Annotated in this window: 20 protein-coding genes and 2 tRNA genes; 1 reads left to right on the top strand and 21 read right to left on the bottom strand. The window is 50.3% G+C overall.

Going from position 1 to position 22,222, the window contains the following annotated elements; genetic code table 11:
- Positions 1–2: 2 nt before the first annotated feature.
- From H8S75_RS24245 to H8S75_RS24175, 15 genes are all read right to left on the bottom strand, one after another.
- On the bottom strand, positions 3–1,451 hold the full coding sequence (locus H8S75_RS24245) for an ABC transporter substrate-binding protein (RefSeq protein ID WP_187023744.1): 1,449 nt from the start codon (positions 1,449–1,451) through the stop codon (positions 3–5).
- Positions 1,452–2,108: 657 nt separating this feature from the next.
- Positions 2,109–2,194: transfer RNA gene (locus H8S75_RS24240), tRNA-Leu, on the bottom strand.
- 3 nt (positions 2,195–2,197) lie between these two features.
- Positions 2,198–2,279 (bottom strand) — tRNA-Tyr (locus tag H8S75_RS24235).
- 181 nt (positions 2,280–2,460) lie between these two features.
- Complete coding sequence (locus tag H8S75_RS24230; protein ID WP_187023743.1) at positions 2,461–4,524, bottom strand: glycoside hydrolase family 13 protein; 2,064 nt, start codon at positions 4,522–4,524, stop codon at positions 2,461–2,463.
- A 442-nt stretch (positions 4,525–4,966) separates the two neighbouring features.
- Positions 4,967–6,787 (bottom strand): ATP-dependent zinc metalloprotease FtsH, encoded by a 1,821-nt coding sequence (gene ftsH, locus H8S75_RS24225; RefSeq protein WP_187023742.1) that lies wholly within the window; start codon positions 6,785–6,787, stop codon positions 4,967–4,969.
- 12 nt (positions 6,788–6,799) lie between these two features.
- Positions 6,800–7,327, bottom strand: a complete 528-nt coding sequence (hpt, locus tag H8S75_RS24220; protein ID WP_055659174.1) for a hypoxanthine phosphoribosyltransferase — start codon at positions 7,325–7,327, stop codon at positions 6,800–6,802.
- On the bottom strand, positions 7,320–8,708 hold the full coding sequence (gene tilS / locus H8S75_RS24215) for a tRNA lysidine(34) synthetase TilS (protein WP_187023741.1): 1,389 nt from the start codon (positions 8,706–8,708) through the stop codon (positions 7,320–7,322). Before tilS ends, hpt begins: the two co-directional genes overlap by 8 nt.
- 242 nt (positions 8,709–8,950) lie before the next feature.
- On the bottom strand, positions 8,951–10,363 hold the full coding sequence (locus H8S75_RS24210; RefSeq protein WP_055659177.1) for a SpoIIE family protein phosphatase: 1,413 nt from the start codon (positions 10,361–10,363) through the stop codon (positions 8,951–8,953).
- 116 nt (positions 10,364–10,479) lie between these two features.
- Positions 10,480–10,803 (bottom strand): septum formation initiator, encoded by a 324-nt coding sequence (locus H8S75_RS24205; protein WP_055659179.1) that lies wholly within the window; start codon positions 10,801–10,803, stop codon positions 10,480–10,482.
- 20 nt (positions 10,804–10,823) lie between these two features.
- Complete coding sequence (gene yabQ / locus H8S75_RS24200) at positions 10,824–11,186, bottom strand: spore cortex biosynthesis protein YabQ (protein ID WP_187023740.1); 363 nt, start codon at positions 11,184–11,186, stop codon at positions 10,824–10,826.
- Between the two features lie 18 nt (positions 11,187–11,204).
- Positions 11,205–11,489, bottom strand: a complete 285-nt coding sequence (yabP, locus tag H8S75_RS24195; RefSeq protein WP_187023739.1) for a sporulation protein YabP — start codon at positions 11,487–11,489, stop codon at positions 11,205–11,207.
- 60 nt (positions 11,490–11,549) lie between these two features.
- Entirely contained in the window at positions 11,550–11,789 is a 240-nt protein-coding gene (locus H8S75_RS24190; protein WP_002605178.1) for an RNA-binding S4 domain-containing protein, read from the bottom strand.
- A gap of 3 nt (positions 11,790–11,792) precedes the next feature.
- Positions 11,793–12,068: an HU family DNA-binding protein gene (locus H8S75_RS24185; protein WP_002605179.1), complete on the bottom strand. Its 276-nt coding sequence runs from the start codon at positions 12,066–12,068 to the stop codon at positions 11,793–11,795.
- A 170-nt stretch (positions 12,069–12,238) separates the two neighbouring features.
- The gene (locus H8S75_RS24180) at positions 12,239–12,619 is read right to left on the bottom strand and encodes a MazG family protein (protein ID WP_187023738.1); all 381 of its coding nucleotides are present in this window, start codon (positions 12,617–12,619) and stop codon (positions 12,239–12,241) included.
- A 174-nt stretch (positions 12,620–12,793) separates the two neighbouring features.
- Positions 12,794–14,086 (bottom strand): O-acetylhomoserine aminocarboxypropyltransferase/cysteine synthase family protein, encoded by a 1,293-nt coding sequence (locus tag H8S75_RS24175; protein ID WP_187023737.1) that lies wholly within the window; start codon positions 14,084–14,086, stop codon positions 12,794–12,796.
- Positions 14,087–14,339: 253 nt separating this feature from the next.
- Here H8S75_RS24175 and H8S75_RS24170 point away from each other — a divergent pair, with 253 nt between their 5' ends.
- A complete protein-coding gene (locus tag H8S75_RS24170) occupies positions 14,340–15,323 on the top strand; it encodes a ComEC/Rec2 family competence protein (protein WP_187023736.1) in 984 nt (327 codons plus the stop codon).
- 51 nt (positions 15,324–15,374) lie between these two features.
- On the opposite strand, the gene H8S75_RS24165 is transcribed toward H8S75_RS24170, so the two are convergent.
- The 6 genes from H8S75_RS24165 to pth form a co-directional block, all read right to left on the bottom strand.
- Positions 15,375–15,518 carry a hypothetical protein gene (locus H8S75_RS24165; protein ID WP_002605186.1) on the bottom strand — a complete coding sequence of 48 codons (144 nt, stop codon included), beginning with the start codon at positions 15,516–15,518 and terminating at the stop codon, positions 15,375–15,377.
- A 29-nt stretch (positions 15,519–15,547) separates the two neighbouring features.
- Positions 15,548–16,096 (bottom strand): stage V sporulation protein T, encoded by a 549-nt coding sequence (gene spoVT / locus H8S75_RS24160; protein WP_002605187.1) that lies wholly within the window; start codon positions 16,094–16,096, stop codon positions 15,548–15,550.
- Positions 16,097–16,389: 293 nt separating this feature from the next.
- Positions 16,390–17,463 carry a lactonase family protein gene (locus H8S75_RS24155; RefSeq protein ID WP_187023735.1) on the bottom strand — a complete coding sequence of 358 codons (1,074 nt, stop codon included), beginning with the start codon at positions 17,461–17,463 and terminating at the stop codon, positions 16,390–16,392.
- A gap of 191 nt (positions 17,464–17,654) precedes the next feature.
- On the bottom strand, positions 17,655–17,840 hold the full coding sequence (locus H8S75_RS24150; RefSeq protein WP_002605189.1) for a hypothetical protein: 186 nt from the start codon (positions 17,838–17,840) through the stop codon (positions 17,655–17,657).
- Positions 17,841–17,989: 149 nt separating this feature from the next.
- Positions 17,990–21,526 (bottom strand): transcription-repair coupling factor, encoded by a 3,537-nt coding sequence (gene mfd, locus H8S75_RS24145; protein WP_187023734.1) that lies wholly within the window; start codon positions 21,524–21,526, stop codon positions 17,990–17,992.
- Positions 21,523–22,101: an aminoacyl-tRNA hydrolase gene (gene pth / locus H8S75_RS24140; RefSeq protein WP_187023733.1), complete on the bottom strand. Its 579-nt coding sequence runs from the start codon at positions 22,099–22,101 to the stop codon at positions 21,523–21,525. The genes mfd and pth overlap by 4 nt, the downstream gene beginning before the upstream one ends.
- Between the last annotated feature and the right edge of the window lie 121 nt (positions 22,102–22,222).

Here is a 22,222-nt window from a genome sequence, read left to right as displayed (position 1 = left end):
TGCTATTGCCCTAACTGTGCTTTTGTATTATTAACCCAGTCAGATACTCCTTTATAGAACTCCTCACGGGCGGCTTCTGCCGTCAGCTGCTTTGACAAAATCTGATTATTCACTGCCTGAAGCGGAGTTCTCCAGAACCAGTAATCATCTGTCTTAAACATAGCATTAATCTGATAGTCGTGACGCTTCTTGTTAATTTCATAATCCATCATGGTGACTTTGCTGGTGTCTGCAAGTGCTGTAACCTTATCCTGAGCGTAATTTGTTAAATAGAAGTCTACGATCTCAGGTGTCGTGGTCAGCTTCTTGATAACTTCCCATGCAGCGTCCGGATTCTTAGCTGATTTGGTTATAGAAAAGCGGAAAAATTCAGGGAAACCTTCCATTCCATTTTTGCCCGTCGGTATAAGCAAAGGAATATATCTGTCACAAATCGCGCTGTCGCCCGCATACACATACTTCATATAATTGGTTCCAACATTATTGGTATCGAAATTGATTGCAATGTCATTTTCATCAGTAAAGAATTTTTCGCTGCCGTTTCCGGTTGCCACACCTTCCGGACAACAGTTAACCAGCCTTATCATATCGGAAAAATAATTAAGAACCTCCGGAGAATTCTTTACATACTCCACATACTCATCTGTATCCATGTCTGACAGCATCATAGTATCACTTTTATAAGTCTTTACCGCATCATAGCTGATCGCATACCACTCCATCCAGGTTGAGAATAAATATCCACCGTAGTTGGTGGACCCTGTTGCAGGATTTTTACCGGTCATCTTTTCTGCCATGTCTACCAGTTCCGTAAAAGTTGTGCTTTCGGTAGGTGCCTCTACTCCCCAATCCTCAAAAAGCTGCTTGTCATATACAATAATATTGCTTGCCATAGTCATTGGAAGACCGAATACCTGTCCTGTGTTTTCGGGATAGTTAAAGGAATTATACTTCGTATAAAAAACGGCCGGTTCGATAAACAAGTGATTCAGATTGTCGAAATTAACTTCTGTATCCTTCTTTAAATAATCCGTCAGATCAATATACCACCCGGGAACTGCTTCCTGATTTGTATAAAATCCAACATCGACCTCACCAGAGGTTACAAGAGTCTCCATTTTCTGAATCCATCCGTCCCACGGAATAGAAACTAAATCAATGTCATAATCCGGAATCTGCGCTTCTAAAAATGCTTCAAATTCTCCCAGTCCCTTCTTTTTAATCCCTGATATAGGATCTACGGTTGTCTCCTCACTGATACCGGGAACCACAACTCTAACCACTTCTTTCCCGGAGGCCGCTGCATCTTTAGCACCTTCAGCTTTTCCTTCTGAAGCCTTATCCCCTCCGTCCCTCTCTGCTGTCTGTGTTCCTGATCCACCACATCCTGTCATTAGCGCGGACACACCTAATGCGATTGATAACATAATGCTTAAAGTTTTCTTCTTCATTTCTTCTCCCTTTCCCCGGATGCGGCTCCACCGCCTCCTCAATACCGGTTAATAGTTTCAATCATCTTTTAAATCTCCTCGCGTTTTTTACCTCCTGTTCTTATATGTAGAACGTACTACCTTTGTTTGTCTATATATTATATTTTATCTGTGTATATGTCAATAGTTTTTAGTTATTTAAGTCATCATTGGTAGGATGTTCTATGTTTATAGTTATATATTTGTTAATTTTGACCATATTTTTACTGTTTTCCACTCGTTAATTATCAAAAATTCATTTACTTCATGTCGTTTATTTGCTAAAATACAAACTAATGATGCTAATGAGACGAAGAGTAAGGCATGTGTTTACACGACAGCCTTGCTCTTTTTTTATATTTTTTAAGCGGAGTGGACTGACCGTACAGTTTTCCAATCTGGAAATATAATCCGGGCTTCCGAGTCCGGATATCTGCCCACCAGAAAATCGATGCAGGGGACCGAGGAAGGCAAAGCCTTCCTGGAGAAGAGGCCGGACGGCGCTATCTGTTCTTCATCAACAATTCCTCTAAGTCCTCCGAGTCCTTTGGAGACCACAGAAACAAGGAGTCCCTGGCACGAATTTTATAGATAATAAAAAGCTGCAAAAGTGAATGTTCACTTTTGCAGCTTTTTTAATGCCGGCGACCGGAATCGAACCGGTACGGGCGATTAGGCCCGCAGGATTTTAAGTCCTGTGCGTCTGCCAGTTCCGCCACGCCGGCATATGGATGGTGGTGGATTCGAACCACCGAAGCAATTTGCAGCAGATTTACAGTCTGTCCCCTTTGGCCACTCGGGAAACCATCCAAAATGCTTTGACAAGCAGTGATTATTTTATCACAGAGAGCATAAAAAATCAAGCAGTTTTCATCGGCTGCGCGATTATTTTTTCATCCTCTTTCTTCCATTCGGACATCCCGCTCTGACTGGCCCGGCCTTTTTCGTCTCTGCCGGACCAGTTTAGAGCGTGTTTTAAAATTGCCCTGGTCTATACCCGGTCTGTCGCAAGCAGTATCGCGCTGTTAGCAGGCATAAAGACCGATACCTGACCGTCTGCGACCTCATAGCTGATTCTGCCCACATTGTATCCTGTCTCGTACGTCAGCATGTGGCGTACCAGCGTATCTCCGTCCGAAAGGCCCAGCTGCCATACCGGAAGCTGAACATCCCGCTCCGTCGCCCGGTTGTTGACGATCACGGCACAGACGCTGTCGCCGCAGAACCGGCCGTATGCGATCAGCTGCCTTCCTGCCAGCAGCTGCTTTAAGGAGCCGCGTCTCAAAGCGGCGATCCGGTGATGAAGCCCCGTCATATATTTATGAAATTCAATCAGTTCCAGATTCTCATTGCCCCACGGATACGTTCTCCGGTTATCGGGATCTGTCCAGCCGCAGACTCCGGCCTCATCGCCGTAGTAGATGGTCGGCGCTCCCGGCCAGGTCATCTGGATCAATACGGCCTCACGGAACACGCCGTAGTTCACACCCTCGGAAGCAGCCTTGGCCCCTTTCGTGCTGATCCGTCCCACCATTCGGTTCGTCCTCGTTAAGAAACGGGAGTGATCGTGGTTGGACAGTTCGTTCATGGCCACCATCATGGAATTCGTCATCATCCGGCTCATATGGTAATTCATGGAGCGGAAAAAGCTCTCCCCATCCCCGTAGAGATTGGGATTACTCTCATCACTGTGCTTCTCCATGCCTGTCAGAAACCAGGTTACAGGCTCCATAAACGCGTCATAGTTCATCACGGTGTCCCACTGGTCTCCTGCCAGCCAGCTGGAGGGGTCGCCGTAGTGCTCTGCCAGCACGATCGCCTTTGGGTTGGCCTCCTTCACCGCGTTCCGGAAATCCCGCCAGAACTGGTGGTTGTACTCGCTGCTGTGGCCTAAATCGGCGGCGACATCAAGTCTCCAGCCGTCCACGTTGTAAGGCGGAGAAACCCATTTACGGGCAATCTTCATGATGTATTCATACAGCTTCGGTGATTCCTCATAATTTAGCTTCGGCAGCGTGGAATGGCCCCACCAGCCGTCGTAGGAATCGTTGCAGGGCCATGCGTCATCCTTATAGAACTTAAAAAATGTATGGTACGGGCTGTCCTCCGAGACATACGCCCCAGCTTCATAGTCGCCGGACATCTGGTAAAGCAGTTCTCCGTCCAGCCATTTATTAAAGGATCCGCAGTGATTAAACACTCCGTCCAGGATGACCTTCATCCCCCGGCGGTGAACCTCAGCCACAAACCGTGCAAAAAACGCGTCACTGGCCTCCAAATTCTCCTTTGCCGTGCTTCTTATCATATACTTGGTCGCCTGGCGGTTATCGGCGGACCCGCTCTTCAGCGGCTCTCCGCCGTCCTTTACAATTACGCCGTAATGCGGATCAATATGGTCATAATCCTGGCAGTCATACTTGTGGTTGGATGGTGACACGAAAATCGGGTTGAAATAGATGACATCCACACCCAGATTCTGAATATAATCCAGCTTATCCCATACACCCTGCAGGTCACCGCCGTAGAAGCAGCCCACGTCCATCTGACTGGGATATTTGCTCCAATCCGACACATGCATGACATTCTGGTCTATATAAAAATACTCGTTATCTACGACATCGTTGGACGGATCGCCATTGCAGAACCGGTCCACGTAGATCTGATACATGATGGCGCCCTTGGCCCAGTCCGGGGTGCTAAATCCCGGAGCAATCCGGAAATGAAAACACTCCTGATTATCCATCGTCGCCCCCAGCCGGTTGTAGTAACAGGTCTCGCTGCCTTTTACCACCTTAAAGCTGTAGCTGAGTCTTTCCCTGCCGACTGTAATCTTATGTTCATAGTAATCAAATAAACCGTCGGAGTCTGACCTCTCCATAATGGCTTCGTTCCTGCTGCCATCTTCTATATAATATACATAATCCACATTATCCCTTGCGGTTCGGAAACGTAAGTATACGTCGTCTCCTTCTAAAGGCTCTGTGGGAAACCGGAAATTTTCTGTCTCGTCGGTAAATAACGCCTCTCTGTTTAACGCCTCTGCCTGGAAGCACATACGGTTATCCTTCCCTTTCTCATTTACTCCTGTATCTATTTTATCTGATCAGGCCTAAATATACAACCCCGTGGGCTCTTAGTTTCTTCATTTTTTCATGCCCAATCCCTCGTTTTCTTCCAACCTTTTCCGTATTCCCCGGGATCACTTTCCTGCTGAAATAAAAAACGGTCAGCGGGGGAGCTGACCGTTTTTTGGAGAAGGTATTTCGTTTCTTATGGGGTGTAGCAAAAACTATATAATGTATTGGGGGGGTTTACGATTAATAATATATCATGCTTTCAGAAATAAGTGTGCACAAACATCATTTTTTTCATTCCTATTTTTCCGTCATTTTTGATTCCCCCCCATTTTACAGACAAAAAAATGCAGGCACCCGGCGCCAATCTTAGGCATTTTACCGGGCATCTGCATATTGAATGACATAGCAGCTATGCTGCCATTAAATCTCTGCCGGGAACAGGCTTTCAAACTCCTGCTGGCCAATCTTCTCTTTCTCAATCAAAAGCTGGGAACAGGAATGAAGTACATCCTCATGCTTCATGATGATATCCTTCGCCTTGGTGTAGCAGTCATCGATGATGCGCTTCACTTCGCTGTCGATCGCATTGGCAACCTCGTTGCCGTAGCTCTTAGTGTGAGCCAGATCGCGGCCAATGAAGACCTCGTCGCCGTCATTGTCGTAATTAATCATACCGACCCGGTCAGACATACCGTACTGAGTCACCATGGAACGGGCCGTCGCTGTCGCCTGCTTAATATCCTGGGATGCGCCGGTGGTAATATCACCGAAGACCAGTTCTTCTGCGATTCTGCCGCCTAAATCCACCATGATATCCTGCAGCATCTTTCCCTTTGTGTTGAACATCCGGTCGCTCTCCGGCAAAGGCATGGTATAACCCGCCGCACTGATGCCTGTAGGGATGATGGAAATAGTATGGACTGGTCCTTCATCCGGAAGCAGATGGAACAGAATCGCATGGCCGGCCTCGTGGTAAGCGGTGATCTTCTTCTCCTTTTCGGAGATGACCTTGCTCTTCTTCTCCGCGCCAATTCCAACCTTTACAAATGCCTTGTTAATATCCGCCTGGTTGATAAACTTCTTGTCATCACGGGCTGCGTTGATGGCTGCCTCATTCATCAGATTCTCTAAATCAGCGCCTGTAAACCCTGATGTGGTCTGTGCCACACGCTTTAAGTCCACATCCTCTCCCAGAGGTTTTTCCTTGGAATGAACGATTAAGATTTCTTCTCTGCCCTTGACATCAGGCGTCCCCACTCCGACCTTCCGGTCAAACCGGCCCGGGCGCAGAATGGCCGGGTCTAAAATATCCACACGGTTGGTGGCCGCCATGACGATGATGCCTTCATTGACACCGAATCCATCCATCTCGACCAGCAGCTGGTTTAAGGTCTGCTCCCTCTCATCGTGGCCGCCTCCCATACCGGTACCTCTCCGGCGGGCAACGGCGTCGATCTCGTCGATAAAGATGATACAGGGGGCGTGTTTCTTGCCTTCTTCAAATAAATCGCGGACTCTCGATGCGCCGACACCGACGAACATCTCCACGAAATCGGAACCCGAAATGGAGAAGAACGGAACTCCCGCCTCCCCTGCCACCGCCTTTGCGAGCAGCGTCTTACCGGTTCCCGGAGGGCCCACAAGCAGAATGCCCTTGGGGATACGCGCTCCGACACTGGTGTATTTCTGTGGATTCTTTAAGAAGTCCACCACCTCGGCCAGTTCTTCCTTCTCTTCTTCTAGACCGGCGACCTTTCCAAAGTTGACCTTATTGGCGTCCTTGGCCAGATGCGCCCGGCTGCGGCCGAAATTCATCATCTTGGCGTTGGCGCCTCCCGATCCCGCTCTGGCGTTCATCAGCATGAACATGCCAACGAGAACCACGGCAGTCAGGATAATCGGAAGAACGATGGTCAGGAAATAATTCTCCTGGGGTACGTTCTCCGTGGTATAGACGATTCCGTTCCTGTCCAGCAGCTCCTGTGCTGCAATGACGTCCGGAACATTCACGACTTTGGCCTGTTCCGCCGATCCGTCGCTTATAATCAGCACGACCTGGCCGGTGGGCGTCTGCTGGTTCTGCTTGATAGTCGCTGCGACTACGCTGCCATCCTCGATGGCCTTCATATATTCCTGGTTACTGATCTTCTCATTCTGTCTCGGAAACATGCTTGCTACGATCAGCATGATCACGAGGATCAGAACGAGACCTAACCCTCTAAATGGTTGCTGTTGTTTCAACGGGCTGCCTCCTTATTGCTGTTCTATTACTCCGATATACGGCAAATTCCTGTATTTCTGGTCATAATCAAGACCGTATCCCACGATGAACTGATCCGGTACGGTAAAGCAGGTGTATTTAACCGTAACCTGTTTCTTCACACGGCGTTCCGGCTTATCAAGCAGGGTGCACAGCTCGATGCTTCTCGGGTTTCTCTGCTTCAGGACTTCAATCAGATAAGAAAGCGTATTGCCTGAATCGATGATATCTTCCACAATCAATACATCCTTTCCCTCGATCGGTTCATCCAAATCCTTTACGATCTTTACGATTCCGCTGGATACGGTGCCTGCGCCATAGCTGGATACAGACATGAAATCCAGGGTCAGCGGCAGGCTGATTCTCTTTGCCAGCTCGCAGGTAAAGAACACTCCGCCCTTTAAGATGCAGATCAGATGAAGGGGTCTGCCTTCGTAATCACTGCTGATTACCTCCCCCATCTCCTTGATTCTCTTTGCTACTTCTTCTTCCGATAACAATACACGTATCTTATCATTCATCAATTTTTCCTCCGTCTATTTGTATTTGCAGTACTGTATGAGTATCGTCTGTAATTTTATAATATTCACTGATCCGGTATCCGATGATCCAGAGAATGTGTGATCCGTCCGCCGCCAGCAGAATCTTACCGCGTTCTTCCTTCGGAATCTTTTCATCGATCATAAACGATTTGACTGTCTTTCTGCCGCCGCCGGCGAGCGTAATATAGTCTCCGGTTTCCCGATACCTCACAGAGAGCGCACTATTGATTTTATCATAATCAAACCATTTCGTATACCTGTTTTTGGGAATTTCCTGCCCTTTTTTGTAAGGAAATGTCGTCATAACGGGCGTTATTCCGGTTTCTTCGCCGCCGCTCTGGGAAAAAAGCTTTTTTTCCTCTTTTTTTATCCACAATTCCTCGTAGGTCCGTAGGGCATATCCCCCATCCGGCAGCTGGATCTGCCGTCCCACCGGCTTAAAAAGAAGCTTTTCGGCCTCCTCCACGTGGACGGAGGCAATATCCTTTAAAGACAGATACGTCTCTCCGATCATCTGCCGGATCACGTACTGACGGACAATGGACTCTTCCTGTTTTAATATCTCCGCAGAAATTCCAATGGAAATAACGCCGCCGTCCTCCCGTCTCTCCCGGATGCCGCCGCTCTCCAGAATCCGCCTTGCGGTCCTCTCAAAACAGGCATCCGCGGCCGCGGCCGTCTTTGCCGCCTGCAGGATATTGGATGGCGCCCCCTCGTTGATCCGTTCCCTGACAGCGGGAATGATCTCATGGCGCAGGCGGTTCCTGATATAATCCGTCCCGCTGTTTGTAGAGTCCTCACAATATGATATCTCTTTTTCTTCCAGATATGCAAGAATCTCTTTTCTCGTTACCGAAAGCAGAGGCCGTATGACGGCGTCCCGCACCGGCCTCATCCCGCCGAGCCCTTTTAAGCCGCTTCCGCGGAACAGGTTATAGAGCACAGTCTCCACCTGATCATCCGCGTGATGAGCCACGGCGATCTTCGCCGCATGGCAAAAAAGGCGCTGTTCCTCCAGAATCTGGTAGCGCAGATGCCTTCCCGCTTCCTCCTCTGAGACTCCGTTCACACGGGCGTACTCTGCCACGTTCGCGTGCACACAAACAAAAGGCACTCCCAGATTCTCTGACAGTTCCTGTGCGTATGCGCTGTCACGGTCCGCCTCCTTCCCCCTTAACCCATGGTGGACATGGACCGCGAAAAGCTCTATGTTCAGTTCTTTCTTCAGTTCGCTTAAGATCATCAGAAGGCTCACCGAATCCGCGCCGCCGGACAATCCTATGATTACGCGGTCGCCTGGGGCGAGCATACCGTGCTCCCGGATGAATTCCCTGATGGTTTCCAGTATTTTTCTGTGCATGGTAACACCGCCTTTGTAGATTTTTCCCGGTATAATTATAAATATACCATAAAGAGGAAAATCGTGAAAGTCCGACTCGAAATGTTGACTGGAAATTTTAAACGGGAGGATTGTATGGAGGCGTATGGGAGGATCGGATGACGGTTGTAACAAATTCAGAAGGCGCAGGGTACATGCCTTCTGAATTCGTATGGGCCGGCAGACAACGACTGCCGCATGGCACAGACAGATCCCCTAAACCGTCAGCGGTCCCAGATACCGGCAGTTAAGACGGTCATGTCGTCACCCACGTACTCGTTGAATGAGCGGGCGAAGAGAAGGATGCGGTCGGCCATGTCCTGTGGATTTTTTATGGGCATTCCGGCTATGAATTCCAGGAGTGACAGTTCCTTGTCCTCACCGGGCAGGGCGTCTAAGACGCCGTCGCTGACCATGATGATACGGTTGTCGTCCCACAGTTTTTTTGAGAGAAGAATCGGTTCTACCGGATTTAAGATGCCCATGGGGACCTCGCCGGCCTCCAGAAGCTCCACTCCGCTGGGAGTCAGTATATAGGTAGCCGCAGCCCCCAGCTTCATAGCCTCCAGGATTCCGGTATGCAGGTCGATGCATCCTAAGTCAAGAGTCGCGGGATGCTGCACGTTGCCGGTCAGAAGAAGCACCGTGTTGACAAGCTTTAAGGCGGCTCGGGCGGAAAAACCGGTTTCCAGGAGCCTCTCTGTCAGCTCAATAACCTGACGGCTCTCTTCCTCCGCTATTTCACCGCTTCCCATGCCGTCGGAGAGGCTCATGATCACCTGGCCGGGCATGATCTGGCTGAAGCTGTAGTTATCCCCCGAGACGGCCTCCCCTGTCTTTATGGCGCGGGCGGCGCCGTAGACCATGCGGTAACGCCCCTTTTCCACGAAACGGATCGTGGCCGGCTGCTTCGTGATTAAGTTTCTGCCGTCGTGGGCGACACACCACTCGTTTTCGTCCATGGCTTCCTCCAGCAGCTCCGCCGCCTCCTTCGCAGTCACGCAGCGCCCATTTCCGGTCCGCATGGTGAGGAATGCCTCTTTCTGGTGGTTTTCATACTCCAGAATCAGCATTTTTTCAATGATAATGTGGCGGCGCTTGAATTCCTTCTCCACCGCATCCGCCTTGTCCTGGGTAATGTCCACCGCCTTTTCCATCTGGTGGGAAAATTCCTCCAGGATAACGGCAAGCTCCTTAAACTGGATGATGACCGCATCCCTGCTCTCCAGGAACCGGTTCTTCCAGGCTAAATTCATCGTTGCTTTTCCGAGACTGCGGTTTAACTGGTCCACGTACTCGTCCCGATGTTTGCAGGTCTCGAGAAACATGCGGGGCATGTCCCCGTAATCCAGATTTCCTTTTTGCTCAAACGAGCGAATCAGATAATACAGATAGTAGTTATTTTCCTGTTCCTGGCTGGAATAGATATTGCACTTGTTGCAGCCCGCGCATACCATGGCTGCGGCTGTCTGCATCGCCGCAATCCCATCTTCCTTCGTAAGTCCCTGTCCGGCGGACAATTCATCTGTACATGCTCTGGCCAGCTCTCCGAGGGAGCCTGCCATGTCGTTTAATCTCTTCGCTGTATATACATTCACATCAGCCATATCGTGATGCTCCGCCTTACGTCTGAACACAAAAATTCCCTCCTGCCTGTTTTTATGCATACTGTTCCTAACGCACATTATATACAGGTTGGAGGGAAATATTTGTCAAATCTTAACACCCTGTCCCAAAAATATTACGACAGGATTCATTCTTTTTTTTTCGGTTTCAACAGAATCTCGTCAGGATTCACCAGTCCCAGCTTCTGTTTCGCCACCTCTTCTATGTACTGCTTCGTCTGGACATAGATCCGGTACTCTTCCAGTTCCTTTGAGCGTTCCAGCTCCTTGTCCCTCTGAGCGGTTAAATTCTCCTCACGAATCTGGTATTCCAGTTCCTTGTCCTTTAAGGAGGCGCCCTTGACCGTAACGATGACTGCCAGGCTGAATACCACAAAGGTGATTCCGATCAGGGCCATACGGTTGCCCCATTTATCTTTCCGTTTTCTCCTCGATTTTCCCAAATTACTCATTCTCTTTATCACCAGCTATTCTATCGTTGCCGTTTCTTTCTGCGGCGGAAACACTTGTCTAGCTTCATTCTAAGATATTTCCATGTATTTTTCAAGAACTTTAGAAAAAACCTGCTGATCAGCCGGTCGTATAAAAACATTCCGATAAAGACACCTGCGATGACGTATCCTCTTAAGCCTCCGTCATTCTGTTCATACAGCAGGGAGAATGTCACCAGGCTCGCGTAGACCCAGTATACCATGTCCTCCACGCCCACGATGACGGGAAGGTGAGGAATGAAGATGCGAAGGATCCTTAAAAAATCATACGTCATCATAAGCCCTGCGCCCGTGGCAAAGCTGTAGAGCAGAAGTCTCACCTCATATACAATATGGACGCTCATAGGACTCCTTTAGGCTCTTTATTTGAATAATCTGGTAAACAGGGATTCTCCGGACTTTCTTAAGGCCTCGTTGGAGGAATAGTTTAAACTGTCGATGGTGCCGTCTAAGTCCACCTCTCCCTTTTCCAGGGTAAGCCTGCTGACATGCAAGTCCTTCCCCTTGACAGTAAGAAGCCCCAAATCGGTATCGAGCACCACCTGATTCTCATCGAACGACACGACCTCCCGGACCCCCGTAACGGTTCCGGCCCCTCTGTTTTCCAGTGTAAGCTTATGCGGGCGGATATTCATCTTCTCTTCCATTAAAAAACCTCCTAATATACCTGTCTAAAGTATATTAGGAGGCGCGCCTCTTTATTCCTGTTAAATATAGCGATAAAGCTCTTTCGCTTCATCCTTTTTTACAGTCTCCGCTACATCGAGGACTTCCACCTTTACAGAGCTTGTCCCGAAATGAATCTCGATGATGTCGCCTTCCTTAACGTTTAAGGAAGCCTTCGCCGGTTTATCATTCACGACCACGCGGCCTGCGTCGCAGGCTTCATTAGCCACAGTTCTTCTCTTGATGAGCCGGGAAACCTTTAGGAACTTATCAAGTCTCATGAATTATGCGTTCACCATATCCTTTAATGCCTTGCCAGCTTTGAATTTTGGTGTCTTGGAAGCCGGGATATTCATAACTTCGCCGCTCTTCGGGTTTCTTCCTTCTCTTGCTGCTCTTTCAGAAACTTCAAATGTACCAAAACCAACTAACTGGATTTTTCCGCCGTTTACTAATTCTTCAGATACTACATCTGTGAAAGCCTTTACTGCCTTCTCTGCATCCTTCTTGGACAGTTCTGCCTTCTCTGCTACTGCTGCGATTAATTCTGTTTTGTTCATTGATATCTTCCTCCTAGAATGTAGTATTTAACTACGATTTTTCTCGTTAATACGATACTATATCATTTATAGCTGTTTCTCCTGTTTTTGTCAAGGTTTTTTACCTTTTTATTGGCTTTGCCCTTAAAAATAGTTTGTGCATAAAAACGGCTTTTTATGAAACAATTATTCTATTTCTTCCCCAGCTTCTCCTGGCGTTTTATCTCATTCCATAATTCCAGACTTTCCTCTGGAGTGGCCGCTTTCGCGTCGCCAAATACATGAGGATGGCGCCTTACCATCTTCTCACAGATGCCGTTTACCACATCGTCCATCGTAAACGCACCATTTTCCTCTGCAATCCGGCTGTGCATCAGCACCTGGAACAGCACGTCCCCCAGTTCTTCACAGAGATTCTCCATATCGTGATTGTCGATGGCCGCAAATACCTCTTCGCTCTCCTCTTTCAAACATGGCTTCAGGCTCTCATGAGTCTGCTTCCTGTCCCAGGGACAGCCGTGCTCCGAGCGGAGTTGTGCCGTAATTCTTACCAGATCCTCAAATGAATACATCTGTATTCCCCCTTCTATTAACAGTACCCGATAAAGCGGGGCATGCCGCCGCCGGAGGCCATGCGGACACGTCCGTCTGGCTCGCCGCCGGCGTAAATAATCCGGGCCGGATGGGCAGCTGCTCCATCCGGCCCGAAAATGATTTCCTATACCAGAAAATTATACGCTTTTTTGTCAGAAAACACAAGCAAATGCCTGGTCCAGATCCTGAATAATGTCTTCTATATGCTCGGTTCCGATGGAGAGCCGGATGGTCTCCGGCCTGATGCCGCTGGCCGCAAGTTCCTGCTCTGTCATCTGGGCGTGTGTGGTGCTGGCCGGGTGGATCACCAGGGATTTTACGTCGGCCACATTGGCGAGAAGGGAAAATATCTTCAGATGGTCGATAAATTCCATTGCCTTCTCCGCCCCGCCCTCTATCTCAAAGGTAAAGATGGAACCGGCTCCCTCCGGAAAATACCGGTTGTAGAGTTCATGGTACGGGCTGTCGGAGAGTGATGGATGGTTTACCTTCTTTACGTGGGGATTCGCATTTAAGTATTCCACAACCCGGACAGCGTTAAAGACGTGGCGCTCCACACGCAGCGACAGCGTCTCCAGTCCCTGAAGCAGTAAAAACGCGTGCAGAGGCGCCAGGGTAGCACCCGTGTCCCGCAGAAGTACTGCGCGGATTTTCGTCACGAGGGCCGCCGGTCCGGCCGCTTTCGTAAAGCTGACGCCGTGGTAGCTGGGATTCGGCTCCACAAGACTGGGAAATTTGCCTGATGCCTCCCAGTCGAAGCTTCCGCCTTCCACGATAACGCCTCCCAGCGCAGTACCGTGACCACCCATAAATTTGGTTGCGGAATGTACCACAATATCAGCCCCGTGCTCCAGCGGGCGGAACAGATACGGGGTAGCAAAGGTATTATCCACAATCAGGGGGATTTTATGGGCATGGGCCACAGCGGCCGCAGCTTCCATATCGATGATGCTGGAATTGGGGTTTCCCAGCGTTTCGATAAAGACGGCCTTTGTATTGGGGCGAATGGCACGCTCAAACGCCCCGGGCTCGTCGGGATCTACAAAGGTGGCCGTCACGCCGAATTCCGGCAGCGTATGCGCAAGCAGATTGTAGGTGCCTCCATAGATGGTGGAAGCCGCCACAATATGATCGCCTTCCCTGGCAAGCGCCTGAAAGGTATAAGCAATAGCCGCCGCTCCGCTGGCCACGGCAAGCGCCGCGCTGCCGCCCTCTAAAGCCGCGATCCGCTGTTCAAGCACATCCTCTGTGGGATTGGTCAGGCGTCCGTAGATATTGCCTGCAGCCGAAAGGCTGAAACGGTCCGCCGCCTCTTTGCAGTTCTTAAATACATACGACGTGGTCTGGTAGATCGGAACCGCCCTGGCCCCTGTGGCCGGATCAGGCTCCTCCTGGCCTGCATGGATCTGTAATGTTTCAAACCTCAATTTCTTTTTCTCTGACATATGCATCCATCCTTTCCCCGTTCCTCATGCGGAACACGTTCGATTCATAGTATTCATATCTCTTTGCTATGTATTGCGTGTTATTGTACAGGAGGCTGCGCCGTCTGTCAATCTTTTTTTGAAATAATTTCCAAAAAACAGCGGCAGCTTTCGCCATTTCTGAAGATTTCCTGACAATTTACGCCTCCACCTGTTAAAAACGGGGACGATCTTATATAATAAGGGATAGTCAAAAAAGAAACCGGAGGGAAACATGAAATCATTTAATATCTGGAAAAAAATAGCCGCGGGAATTCTGTTTTTAAATATTGCACTGACCGGCTTTATCGGACAGCCCGTGGCCGCAGAAGGAACGGAAGCACAGCCGGCCATACAGCGTATGGGGTTTTCTTCCAAACTGTCCATCGGGCCGGGAAGCCAGCTCTTTGACGGCGGAAGCCTGTCTCTGCTGGCTGACCACGGCAACCGTCAGATGCTGTCCATGGTCATGCAGTCAAAGGATGGCACTCTCGTCGTCATTGACGGCGGCTGGGACAGTGATTCCGCCCATTTACTCGATGTGATCCGCTCCAAGGGAGGCCATGTCTCCGGATGGTTCATCACCCATCCCCATTCCGACCATGCAGGCGCCCTGATTGAGATTTTAAATAATCCGGACAGCCAGATCACCATTGACAACGTCTACTATAAATTCACAGACCAGGAATGGTACGATACCCACGGTTCCGGACGCGGCGACTTCGTGGTGAGCCTTCGGGACGCCCTGGCAAAGCTTCCGCCGGAGAAGCTTCACGGCGACATCACCAAGGGCCAGGAAATACAGCTGGGGGATATCCGGGCCGTCGTAATGAATGATCCGTACCTCCTGGATGCCACCTCTGTTAACAACAGTTCCGTCGTCTTTAAGTTTTACTTAAACGGCGTCAGCATCCTGGTTCTGGGCGACTTGGGACCGGAAGGCGGACAGCTCTTAATGAACGAGCACACGCCCGCCGAGCTTAAGAGCGATATCGTACAGATGTCCCATCACGGACAGTACGGCGTAAACCGCGATGTCTACGCGGCCATCAATCCTCAGATCGCCTTATGGCCCTGCCCGCAGTGGCTCTGGGACAATGACAACGGCGGCGGTATCGGAAGCGGGGACTGGAAGACGTTGGAGACCCGTCAGTGGATGGAGGAATTGGGCGTGCGTGTCAATTACTGCATCAAGGACGGCGATCAGATAATCAATTAAACAAAACGGCCTGTCGCCATGAAGCTGACAGGCCGTTTTTATTTTTCATCATCAGTCCCCGCCGGGGCCGTCCCTTCTGGGACGTGTGGACTCGGGAAGCGGCTCCACATAGAAGCCGTCTTTGTAGGGTTCTGTATCCACTTCGGGTATATCTCCATCACCGTAATCATCTTCCTTCGGATCATACGCTGCCATCTCTGTCACCTCCTTTTTTACGGCTGTTATCAGCCTTCCATCTGTCTTCCAAGGAATCCTGCTGCCGTCGTAGCCAGCTTCGTTTCCATATCTCCAAATCTTGCTCTGGGCTCTCGGCTTAACAAAGCAACCGCCCCGATCGCATCGCCTTCACAGATAATCGGCGCGATCACCTGGGCTGTGATCCCTTCCAGGGCTTCTCCAGTCAGGGGAGTAAAATTCTTATCATCTTTTCCAGCCAGCAATACGGTTCTTTCATTAATTACATTTTCCAGCTGTTTGCTGATCGTCTTCTGGAGCAGTTCCTTTTTCGAACCACCGGCAACCGCGATCACCTGGTCCCTGTCACTGATGCAGACGGTAAGTCCCGTCGTCTGTGCCATGGCTTCCGCATACTGGGATGCAAACGCCGTCAGTTCAACCATCGGTGAATATTTCTTTAAAATGATTTCGCCTTCCCTGTCTGTGAATATCTCTAACGGCGTACCCTCTCTCAAACGAAGGGTTCTCCTGATTTCTTTCGGGATTACCACACGGCCAAGGTCATCAATTCTCCTTACAATACCTGTTGCTTTCATATAAAACTCCTCCATGGTGTACAATTTTATATCACTGATACTATTTTGCTACGAACGCTGAGATTTATACTCATGTCTGCCATTTTTCGTAATATATCCCTGTCATTTTCCATCGAATGAGGTTTTTAAAATTGATTTACAGCCGTGAAGACCGCTCTGAATGCGGCTTCCGCAGTATCATGACTGCAGAGTATGGCGTAAGAAAATGCGCCAGTTCTTTTGAACTGGCGCAAATACGATCAGATTTTGTGGTTGATGGCTGTTCTGTTATATTCTTCCTGCCTGTCTTCTCCTCACCGTTCCGCTGCGCCGATCAGACATACCGGCGATCCGCAGCGGATCTCCTCATCCATGTCATCGATTTTTCCATTTTCTTCATCAAATCGAAACATGGTAATCGTATCGCTGTCCTGATTCGCGGAAAGGATTACGTCCCCGCAGAGGCAGAAATCCCTGGGCGTCTTCCCCCTCGTCCCGGTCCGCCCGGTGAACGCGAGAAGTCCGGTACCGGCGTCCACCGCAAACACCGCGATGCTGTCGTGCCCGCGGTTGGAAGCGCAGAGAAAACGTCTGTCGCCGGATAAATGAATGGCCGCACACGTGTTGTTCTCCGCCTGCTCCGGCAGTGTGGAGACTCTCTGCAGGATACGGTTTTCCCCGCCGCTGCATTGAATCACAAATACCTCCGAGCTCAGTTCACTCACCACATACATCAGCTCTCTCTTCTCACCGTTTAAGACAAAATGTCTCGGCCCCGTACCTCCCGGAAATACAATATCGCGCTTCTCGTCTGGCTCCAGCTTCCCATTCTTTTCATCGATCCTGTAATATTTGATCCGGTCGATCCCTAAATCCACGCACCAGAGACCTTCTTCATCCGCAGAGTACCCTGTATAATGAACATGAGGCCCCTCCTGTCTCTCTTCATTGGGTCCGTGGCCAGAATGTTGTTTCAAATCACACAGTTCCCCGATGGAGCCATCCGCATTTAACCGGAACATGGATACGCTGCCGCTCATATAGTTGGCTGCGTACAGAAAGCCCCGCTTCTCATCGGGAAGCAGATGACACGGCAGCGTTCCCTCCGTTCCCCGTGTGTTAAGAAGCGTCAGCGAATCGCTGTGAATCCGGAACGCAGCCACACCGCCTCCGCTCCTTCCTTCATAAGTCATGTCCTCCATAACGGAGTATAAAAACCGGCCATCGGAGGAAACCGCCAGGTACGACGGATTCGACACTCCTGCGGCCGCAAAAACTTCCGTAAGCCGCGGCTCCCCGCCTTCTCCCCGGATCAGCCTGTACCCGTGAATTCCGGCCTCCTCTGCCGCTGCATAGCTTCCTGCATATACGATGTAATTCTGCTTCATAAATGTTATCCTTTCCCCAAATCGTATTTTCTATCATTTTACCCGATAAAAAGAAGCTGCGCACCGCTGGTCTTACACAGCCGGTGCAGCAGCTCCCTTTCAAAATCTTTTAAGCATGCTCCTTACAGAATCCGGAACAGCCGCCTGCTTACGAAACTCCTACTGCTCTTTCGCAATCTTCATTGTCTGAATCAGAACGCTCCTTTCGTGACCCTTGGTGATACGTCCTTTGAGGAGCATACATACGCCTCATGCGTCACCCTTGCCGCCGTGCTGTCAGGAACCGGAGCTACAAATCTGTTCTCAAATGATTCATTCCTTTGAATGGTCAGCTCATTCGAAACTCTCTGCAGAAGATACATACCTAAAACGTCCATGGTTACCACCTTTCTTATATTTTATGATTATGGAAATATAGCATGCATTGGGGATTTTTATCCCTTCTTCTACTATTATTATATCATAAAATAGGCTAATAGCAACCATCGTAAGCTTAAATTTTTATAAACACTTTTCAGAATACTCTTTATTTTTCTGTCAATTCACGCAACTGTTTCAGCAGCTCTTCCGCCTGTTCCATCATACCGGCCGTGGTCTGGTTTTTCCGCCTGTCGATGAACGTAAAGTACGGTTCATCCGCCATATGGAACTTCAAATCGCCGCGGTACCGCTCCACCATAGCCGGTATGCCCGCCACGTTAAGCTTCGCTTTCTGATACATGGTGAGCCGGATCTCCTGGCTGTTGATGTTCACCTCGGTCACGTAAGCACCATGAGCCAGCGCCTTGATGGCCGCCACGTGCAGGAGATTTTCAACCGGCTTCGGAATATCTCCGAAACGGTCCATCAGCTCATCCTGCATATCCATGTGCTCATCCTCATTCTCAATACTGGAAATCCTCTTGTAAATATCCAGCTTCTGATATTCATTCTTAATATAAGAGGTAGGGATATAAGCGTCGATGTCGCAGTCCACCACAGTCTCGTAGGTGTCCTCCTCCCTCCGCTGGCCCTTCAATTCCAATACCGCCTGATTTAACAGTTTACAGTAAAGGTCATACCCGACCGCTTCCATATGGCCGTGCTGTTCCGCGCCCAGAACATTGCCCGCCCCGCGGATCTCTAAGTCACGCATGGCAATCTTGATGCCGGAGCCCAGCTCCGTAAACTCCCGGATGGCCTGGAGACGCTTCTCTGCCTCCTCCCGAAGCATCTTGTCACGTTTGTACATGAGAAACGCATAGGAAGTCCTGCTCGACCGGCCCACGCGCCCCCTCAGCTGGTACAGCTGGGAAAGTCCCATGCGGTCCGCATCCTGTATAATCATCGTATTGGCATTGGGAATATCGAGTCCCGTCTCGATGATGGTGGTGCAGACAAGCACATCGATCTCCCCATTGACGAAATCAAACATGATGCGCTCCAACTCATGCTCATGCATCTGGCCATGGGCGAAGGTCACTGAGGCCTCCGGCACGAGACTGGCGATATGGTTCGCCACCTCGTCGATGTTGCTGACGCGGTTGTATACGTAATACACCTGGCCGCCCCGGGAAAGCTCCCGGTTAATGGCCTCCCGGACCATCTCGTCATTATACTCCATCACGTACGTCTGGATGGGCATACGGTCTACAGGAGGTTCCTCCAGCACACTCATGTCGCGGATTCCCACCAGGCTCATGTGCAGCGTTCTGGGAATCGGAGTCGCAGTCAGGGTGAGAACGTCAATATTTTCCTTCAGCTTCTTGATCTTCTCCTTGTGAGCCACGCCGAATCGCTGCTCCTCATCGATAATCAGAAGCCCCAAATCCTTAAACTGGACATCCTTTGACAGCACGCGATGGGTGCCGATCACGATATCCACCAGTCCGCGTTTTAAATCCTCCAGCGTCTTCTTCACCTGGCCCGGTGTGCGGAACCGGGACATCAGATCCACACGCACCGGGAAATCCTTCATTCTCTGGACAAAGGTGTTGTAATGCTGCTGGGCCAGAATCGTGGTCGGCACCAGATACACCACCTGCTTTTCGTCCTGCACCGCCTTGAACGCGGCGCGCAGGGCGATCTCCGTCTTTCCGTAGCCCACGTCGCCGCAGATCAGGCGGTCCATTATCTTCCGGCTCTCCATGTCGCCCTTGGTGGCATCGATGGCATCCAGCTGGTCCTCCGTCTCCTCGTAAGGGAACATCTCCTCGAATTCCTTCTGCCATACCGTATCAGGCCCGTACGGAAAGCCCTGGGTGTCCTGTCTGGCTGCATATAGCTGCACCAGGTCCTTGGCAATCTCCTTAACCGCGCCTTTCACCCTGGTCTTCGTCTTGTTCCACTGGTCTCCGCCGAGACGGTTTAATTTCGGCTTCTTCGCCTCGGAACCGGCGTACTTCTGGATCCCGTCCAGGCGTGTAGCGGGCAGATAGAGGTTGCCTCCGTCTCCATACTCTACCTTTAAGTAATCCTTGATGACTCCGTCCTGTTCGATCTTCTCAATTCCGCGGTAGATACCCAGGCCGTGGTCCTCATGAACCACATAGTCCCCCACGGACAGATCAGAAAAACTCTGAATCTTCGTTCCCTCGTAGGTGGTCTTCTTCCTCTTCCGCTTCTTTTTCTCGACGCCGAACATGTCGCCTTCCGTGATCACGATAAACTTGATCATCGGATACTCGAAGCCGCGGTGTAAGTTTCCATAGGTTACCAGGATTTCACCTGGCTTCACCTCCACCTCTTCCCGGCTCTCATCCGGGCACCACGCCCGCAGATTGTACTCCCTCAAGTCGCTGGCAAGACGGCTGGATCTGGTCCTGGAGGCGGAAAGAAGGATTACACGGTATCCCTCCCGTTTCCATCTGGTCAGATCCTTGATCAGCAGTTCAAATCCATTTTGATAGGAGTTCACATTTTTCACGGAAAGGCTGTATCTTCCATTTACTGTAAATCCGGAGAGCTTCTGCTCCAGGCCGGTCAGATACGCGGTACGGCTCTTCTGCGTCCTGGCCAGCATCTCCTTAGCCGGGTAAAGCAGTCCCGTCTGTCCCGGAAGCAGATATCCGTGTTCGAGACGGGATATCATGCTCTCCCGGAACTCTTCCTCCACCGTCACACCCTTTTCCTTTAACCGCTCCGGCTCGTCTAAGTAGATGACCGTGTCCTCTTCCGGGAAATAATCGAGAAATGACACACTGTCCCGGCAGAAATAATGAATATAACCGTCCAGGCCGTGCTGTTTCCAGCCTTCTTTAAGGCCATCCGAGAGTTCCGAGATAATGGAATGAATCCGGGCTGCCTCCTCCGTCTTAAGCTGCGCTCTCAAATCTTTCTCGTATTTCTTTGCCTCTTTTTCGATCGCTTCCCGTCCGTCTGCGATCTGCTGCTTCGTCAGCACCATCTCCGTGGCCGGATAGACCAGGACACGTTCCAGTTCTTCGATGGACCGCTGGCTCTCGATATCGAAGGTACGGATAGAATCCACCTCATCATCCCACAGTTCGATACGCACCGGCAGTTCCTCGGTCAGCGGGAATACATCAATGATGCCGCCCCGGATCGAAAACTGGCCCATGCCATCCACCTGGGCTACGCGCTCGTAACCCAGCTCCACCAGTTTTTCCTTCCACTCTGCGATATCTAAAGTCTGTCCGCTTCCCACCTCGAGAACCTGCTTCTGTAAGAAGGCCAGCGGAAGCAGATGGTCCATCAGCCCGTCAAAGGTAGTGACGACCACGCCGGACTTCTCCTCCATCAGCCTGCGGAATACGGCCATACGCTGTTTAGTTAAAAGATTTCCGTGAATGTCCGCGTTAAAGAACAGTAAGTCCCTGGCAGGATACAGAGAGACTCCAGGCTCAAAATTGCGGTAGTCCTCGTAAATCTCCCTGGCTCTGGTGTCGTCATAAGTGACCACCAGCTTCCAGGGCACCTCCTTCGCCGCCTCGTACATTAAATGGACCTTCTGGGAATCCATACAGCCGCTGACCAGAACCGGCCCTTTTTTCCGGTTTAAATCGCGGTCTAAGTCTTCAAATTCCTTCAGCTCTCTTAATGGACTTTCAAACACATCGCTCATGAATTCTCCTTATTTTTTCTGTTATAATGGTTCATCGCCGCATCTGCTCCGTCCTCGATCATCATGCAGGCCGCCTCCGCCGCGTCGCGGTATGCCTCCTCCATAACTGCCTGCTGCTCCTTCGGGAATCTCCCCAGCACGTAGTCCGCCAGATCCATGCCGCGCGTTTTCTCGCCTACCCCGATGCGTATTCTCGGAAATTCCTGGGTTCCCAGATGGCTGATGATATTTTTTAAGCCATTGTGGCCGCCTGCGCTTCCCTTTAAGCGTATGCGCAGCTGACCTTCTGACAGATTAATGTCATCGCAGAGAATGATGATGTTCTCCGGTTCTATTTTATAAAAGTCCGCGATTTCCCGGATGCTTTCCCCACTTAAGTTCATATACGTCTGGGGCTTCGCCAGGACCACCTTCTGACCGCCGATATATCCCTTTCCATACAGCGCCTTATGCTTCTTCTCCGTCACCGTCGTTCCGGCCTTGTCCGCCAGAATATCGATGGCTTCAAAGCCTACATTATGTCTCGTTTTTTCATATTCCCTTGTTGGATTTCCAAGTCCTGCGATCAAATACATATTTTCCGCTCCTTACTATGTTCTATATTAATTTATTTCTGAGTTCATGCCAATTATTTACGCGGGCAGCGAACCAGGCGAACATACCCGCATGTCCGGCCGGCGACTGCCGCGAGAACCA

This window comes from Hungatella hominis, from assembly GCF_014288005.1.
Classification (GTDB): Bacteria; Bacillota; Clostridia; order Lachnospirales; family Lachnospiraceae; genus Hungatella; species Hungatella effluvii.
Note: the sequence above shows the minus strand (reverse complement) of the source record. Positions and strands in the feature narration are given on the sequence as shown.

Bases quoted from the DNA above. Each gene is read 5' to 3' on its own strand.
- H8S75_RS24245 (WP_187023744.1), bottom strand. From the start codon at position 1,451: ATGAAGAAGAAAACTTTAAGCATTATGTTATCAATCGCATTAGGTGTG.
- H8S75_RS24230 (WP_187023743.1), bottom strand. From the start codon at position 4,524: ATGTGCTTCCAGGCAGAGGCGTTAAACAGAGAGGCGTTATTTACCGAC.
- hpt (WP_055659174.1), bottom strand. From the start codon at position 7,327: ATGAATGATAAGATACGTGTATTGTTATCGGAAGAAGAAGTAGCAAAG.
- tilS (WP_187023741.1), bottom strand. From the start codon at position 8,708: ATGCACAGAAAAATACTGGAAACCATCAGGGAATTCATCCGGGAGCAC.
- H8S75_RS24205 (WP_055659179.1), bottom strand. From the start codon at position 10,803: ATGAGTAATTTGGGAAAATCGAGGAGAAAACGGAAAGATAAATGGGGC.
- yabQ (WP_187023740.1), bottom strand. From the start codon at position 11,186: ATGAGCGTCCATATTGTATATGAGGTGAGACTTCTGCTCTACAGCTTT.
- yabP (WP_187023739.1), bottom strand. From the start codon at position 11,489: ATGGAAGAGAAGATGAATATCCGCCCGCATAAGCTTACACTGGAAAAC.
- H8S75_RS24190 (WP_002605178.1), bottom strand. From the start codon at position 11,789: ATGAGACTTGATAAGTTCCTAAAGGTTTCCCGGCTCATCAAGAGAAGA.
- H8S75_RS24185 (WP_002605179.1), bottom strand. From the start codon at position 12,068: ATGAACAAAACAGAATTAATCGCAGCAGTAGCAGAGAAGGCAGAACTG.
- H8S75_RS24180 (WP_187023738.1), bottom strand. From the start codon at position 12,619: ATGTATTCATTTGAGGATCTGGTAAGAATTACGGCACAACTCCGCTCG.
- H8S75_RS24175 (WP_187023737.1), bottom strand. From the start codon at position 14,086: ATGTCAGAGAAAAAGAAATTGAGGTTTGAAACATTACAGATCCATGCA.
- H8S75_RS24170 (WP_187023736.1), top strand. From the start codon at position 14,340: ATGAAATCATTTAATATCTGGAAAAAAATAGCCGCGGGAATTCTGTTT.
- H8S75_RS24165 (WP_002605186.1), bottom strand. From the start codon at position 15,518: ATGGCAGCGTATGATCCGAAGGAAGATGATTACGGTGATGGAGATATA.
- spoVT (WP_002605187.1), bottom strand. From the start codon at position 16,096: ATGAAAGCAACAGGTATTGTAAGGAGAATTGATGACCTTGGCCGTGTG.
- H8S75_RS24155 (WP_187023735.1), bottom strand. From the start codon at position 17,463: ATGAAGCAGAATTACATCGTATATGCAGGAAGCTATGCAGCGGCAGAG.
- H8S75_RS24150 (WP_002605189.1), bottom strand. From the start codon at position 17,840: ATGGACGTTTTAGGTATGTATCTTCTGCAGAGAGTTTCGAATGAGCTG.
- mfd (WP_187023734.1), bottom strand. From the start codon at position 21,526: ATGAGCGATGTGTTTGAAAGTCCATTAAGAGAGCTGAAGGAATTTGAA.
- pth (WP_187023733.1), bottom strand. From the start codon at position 22,101: ATGTATTTGATCGCAGGACTTGGAAATCCAACAAGGGAATATGAAAAA.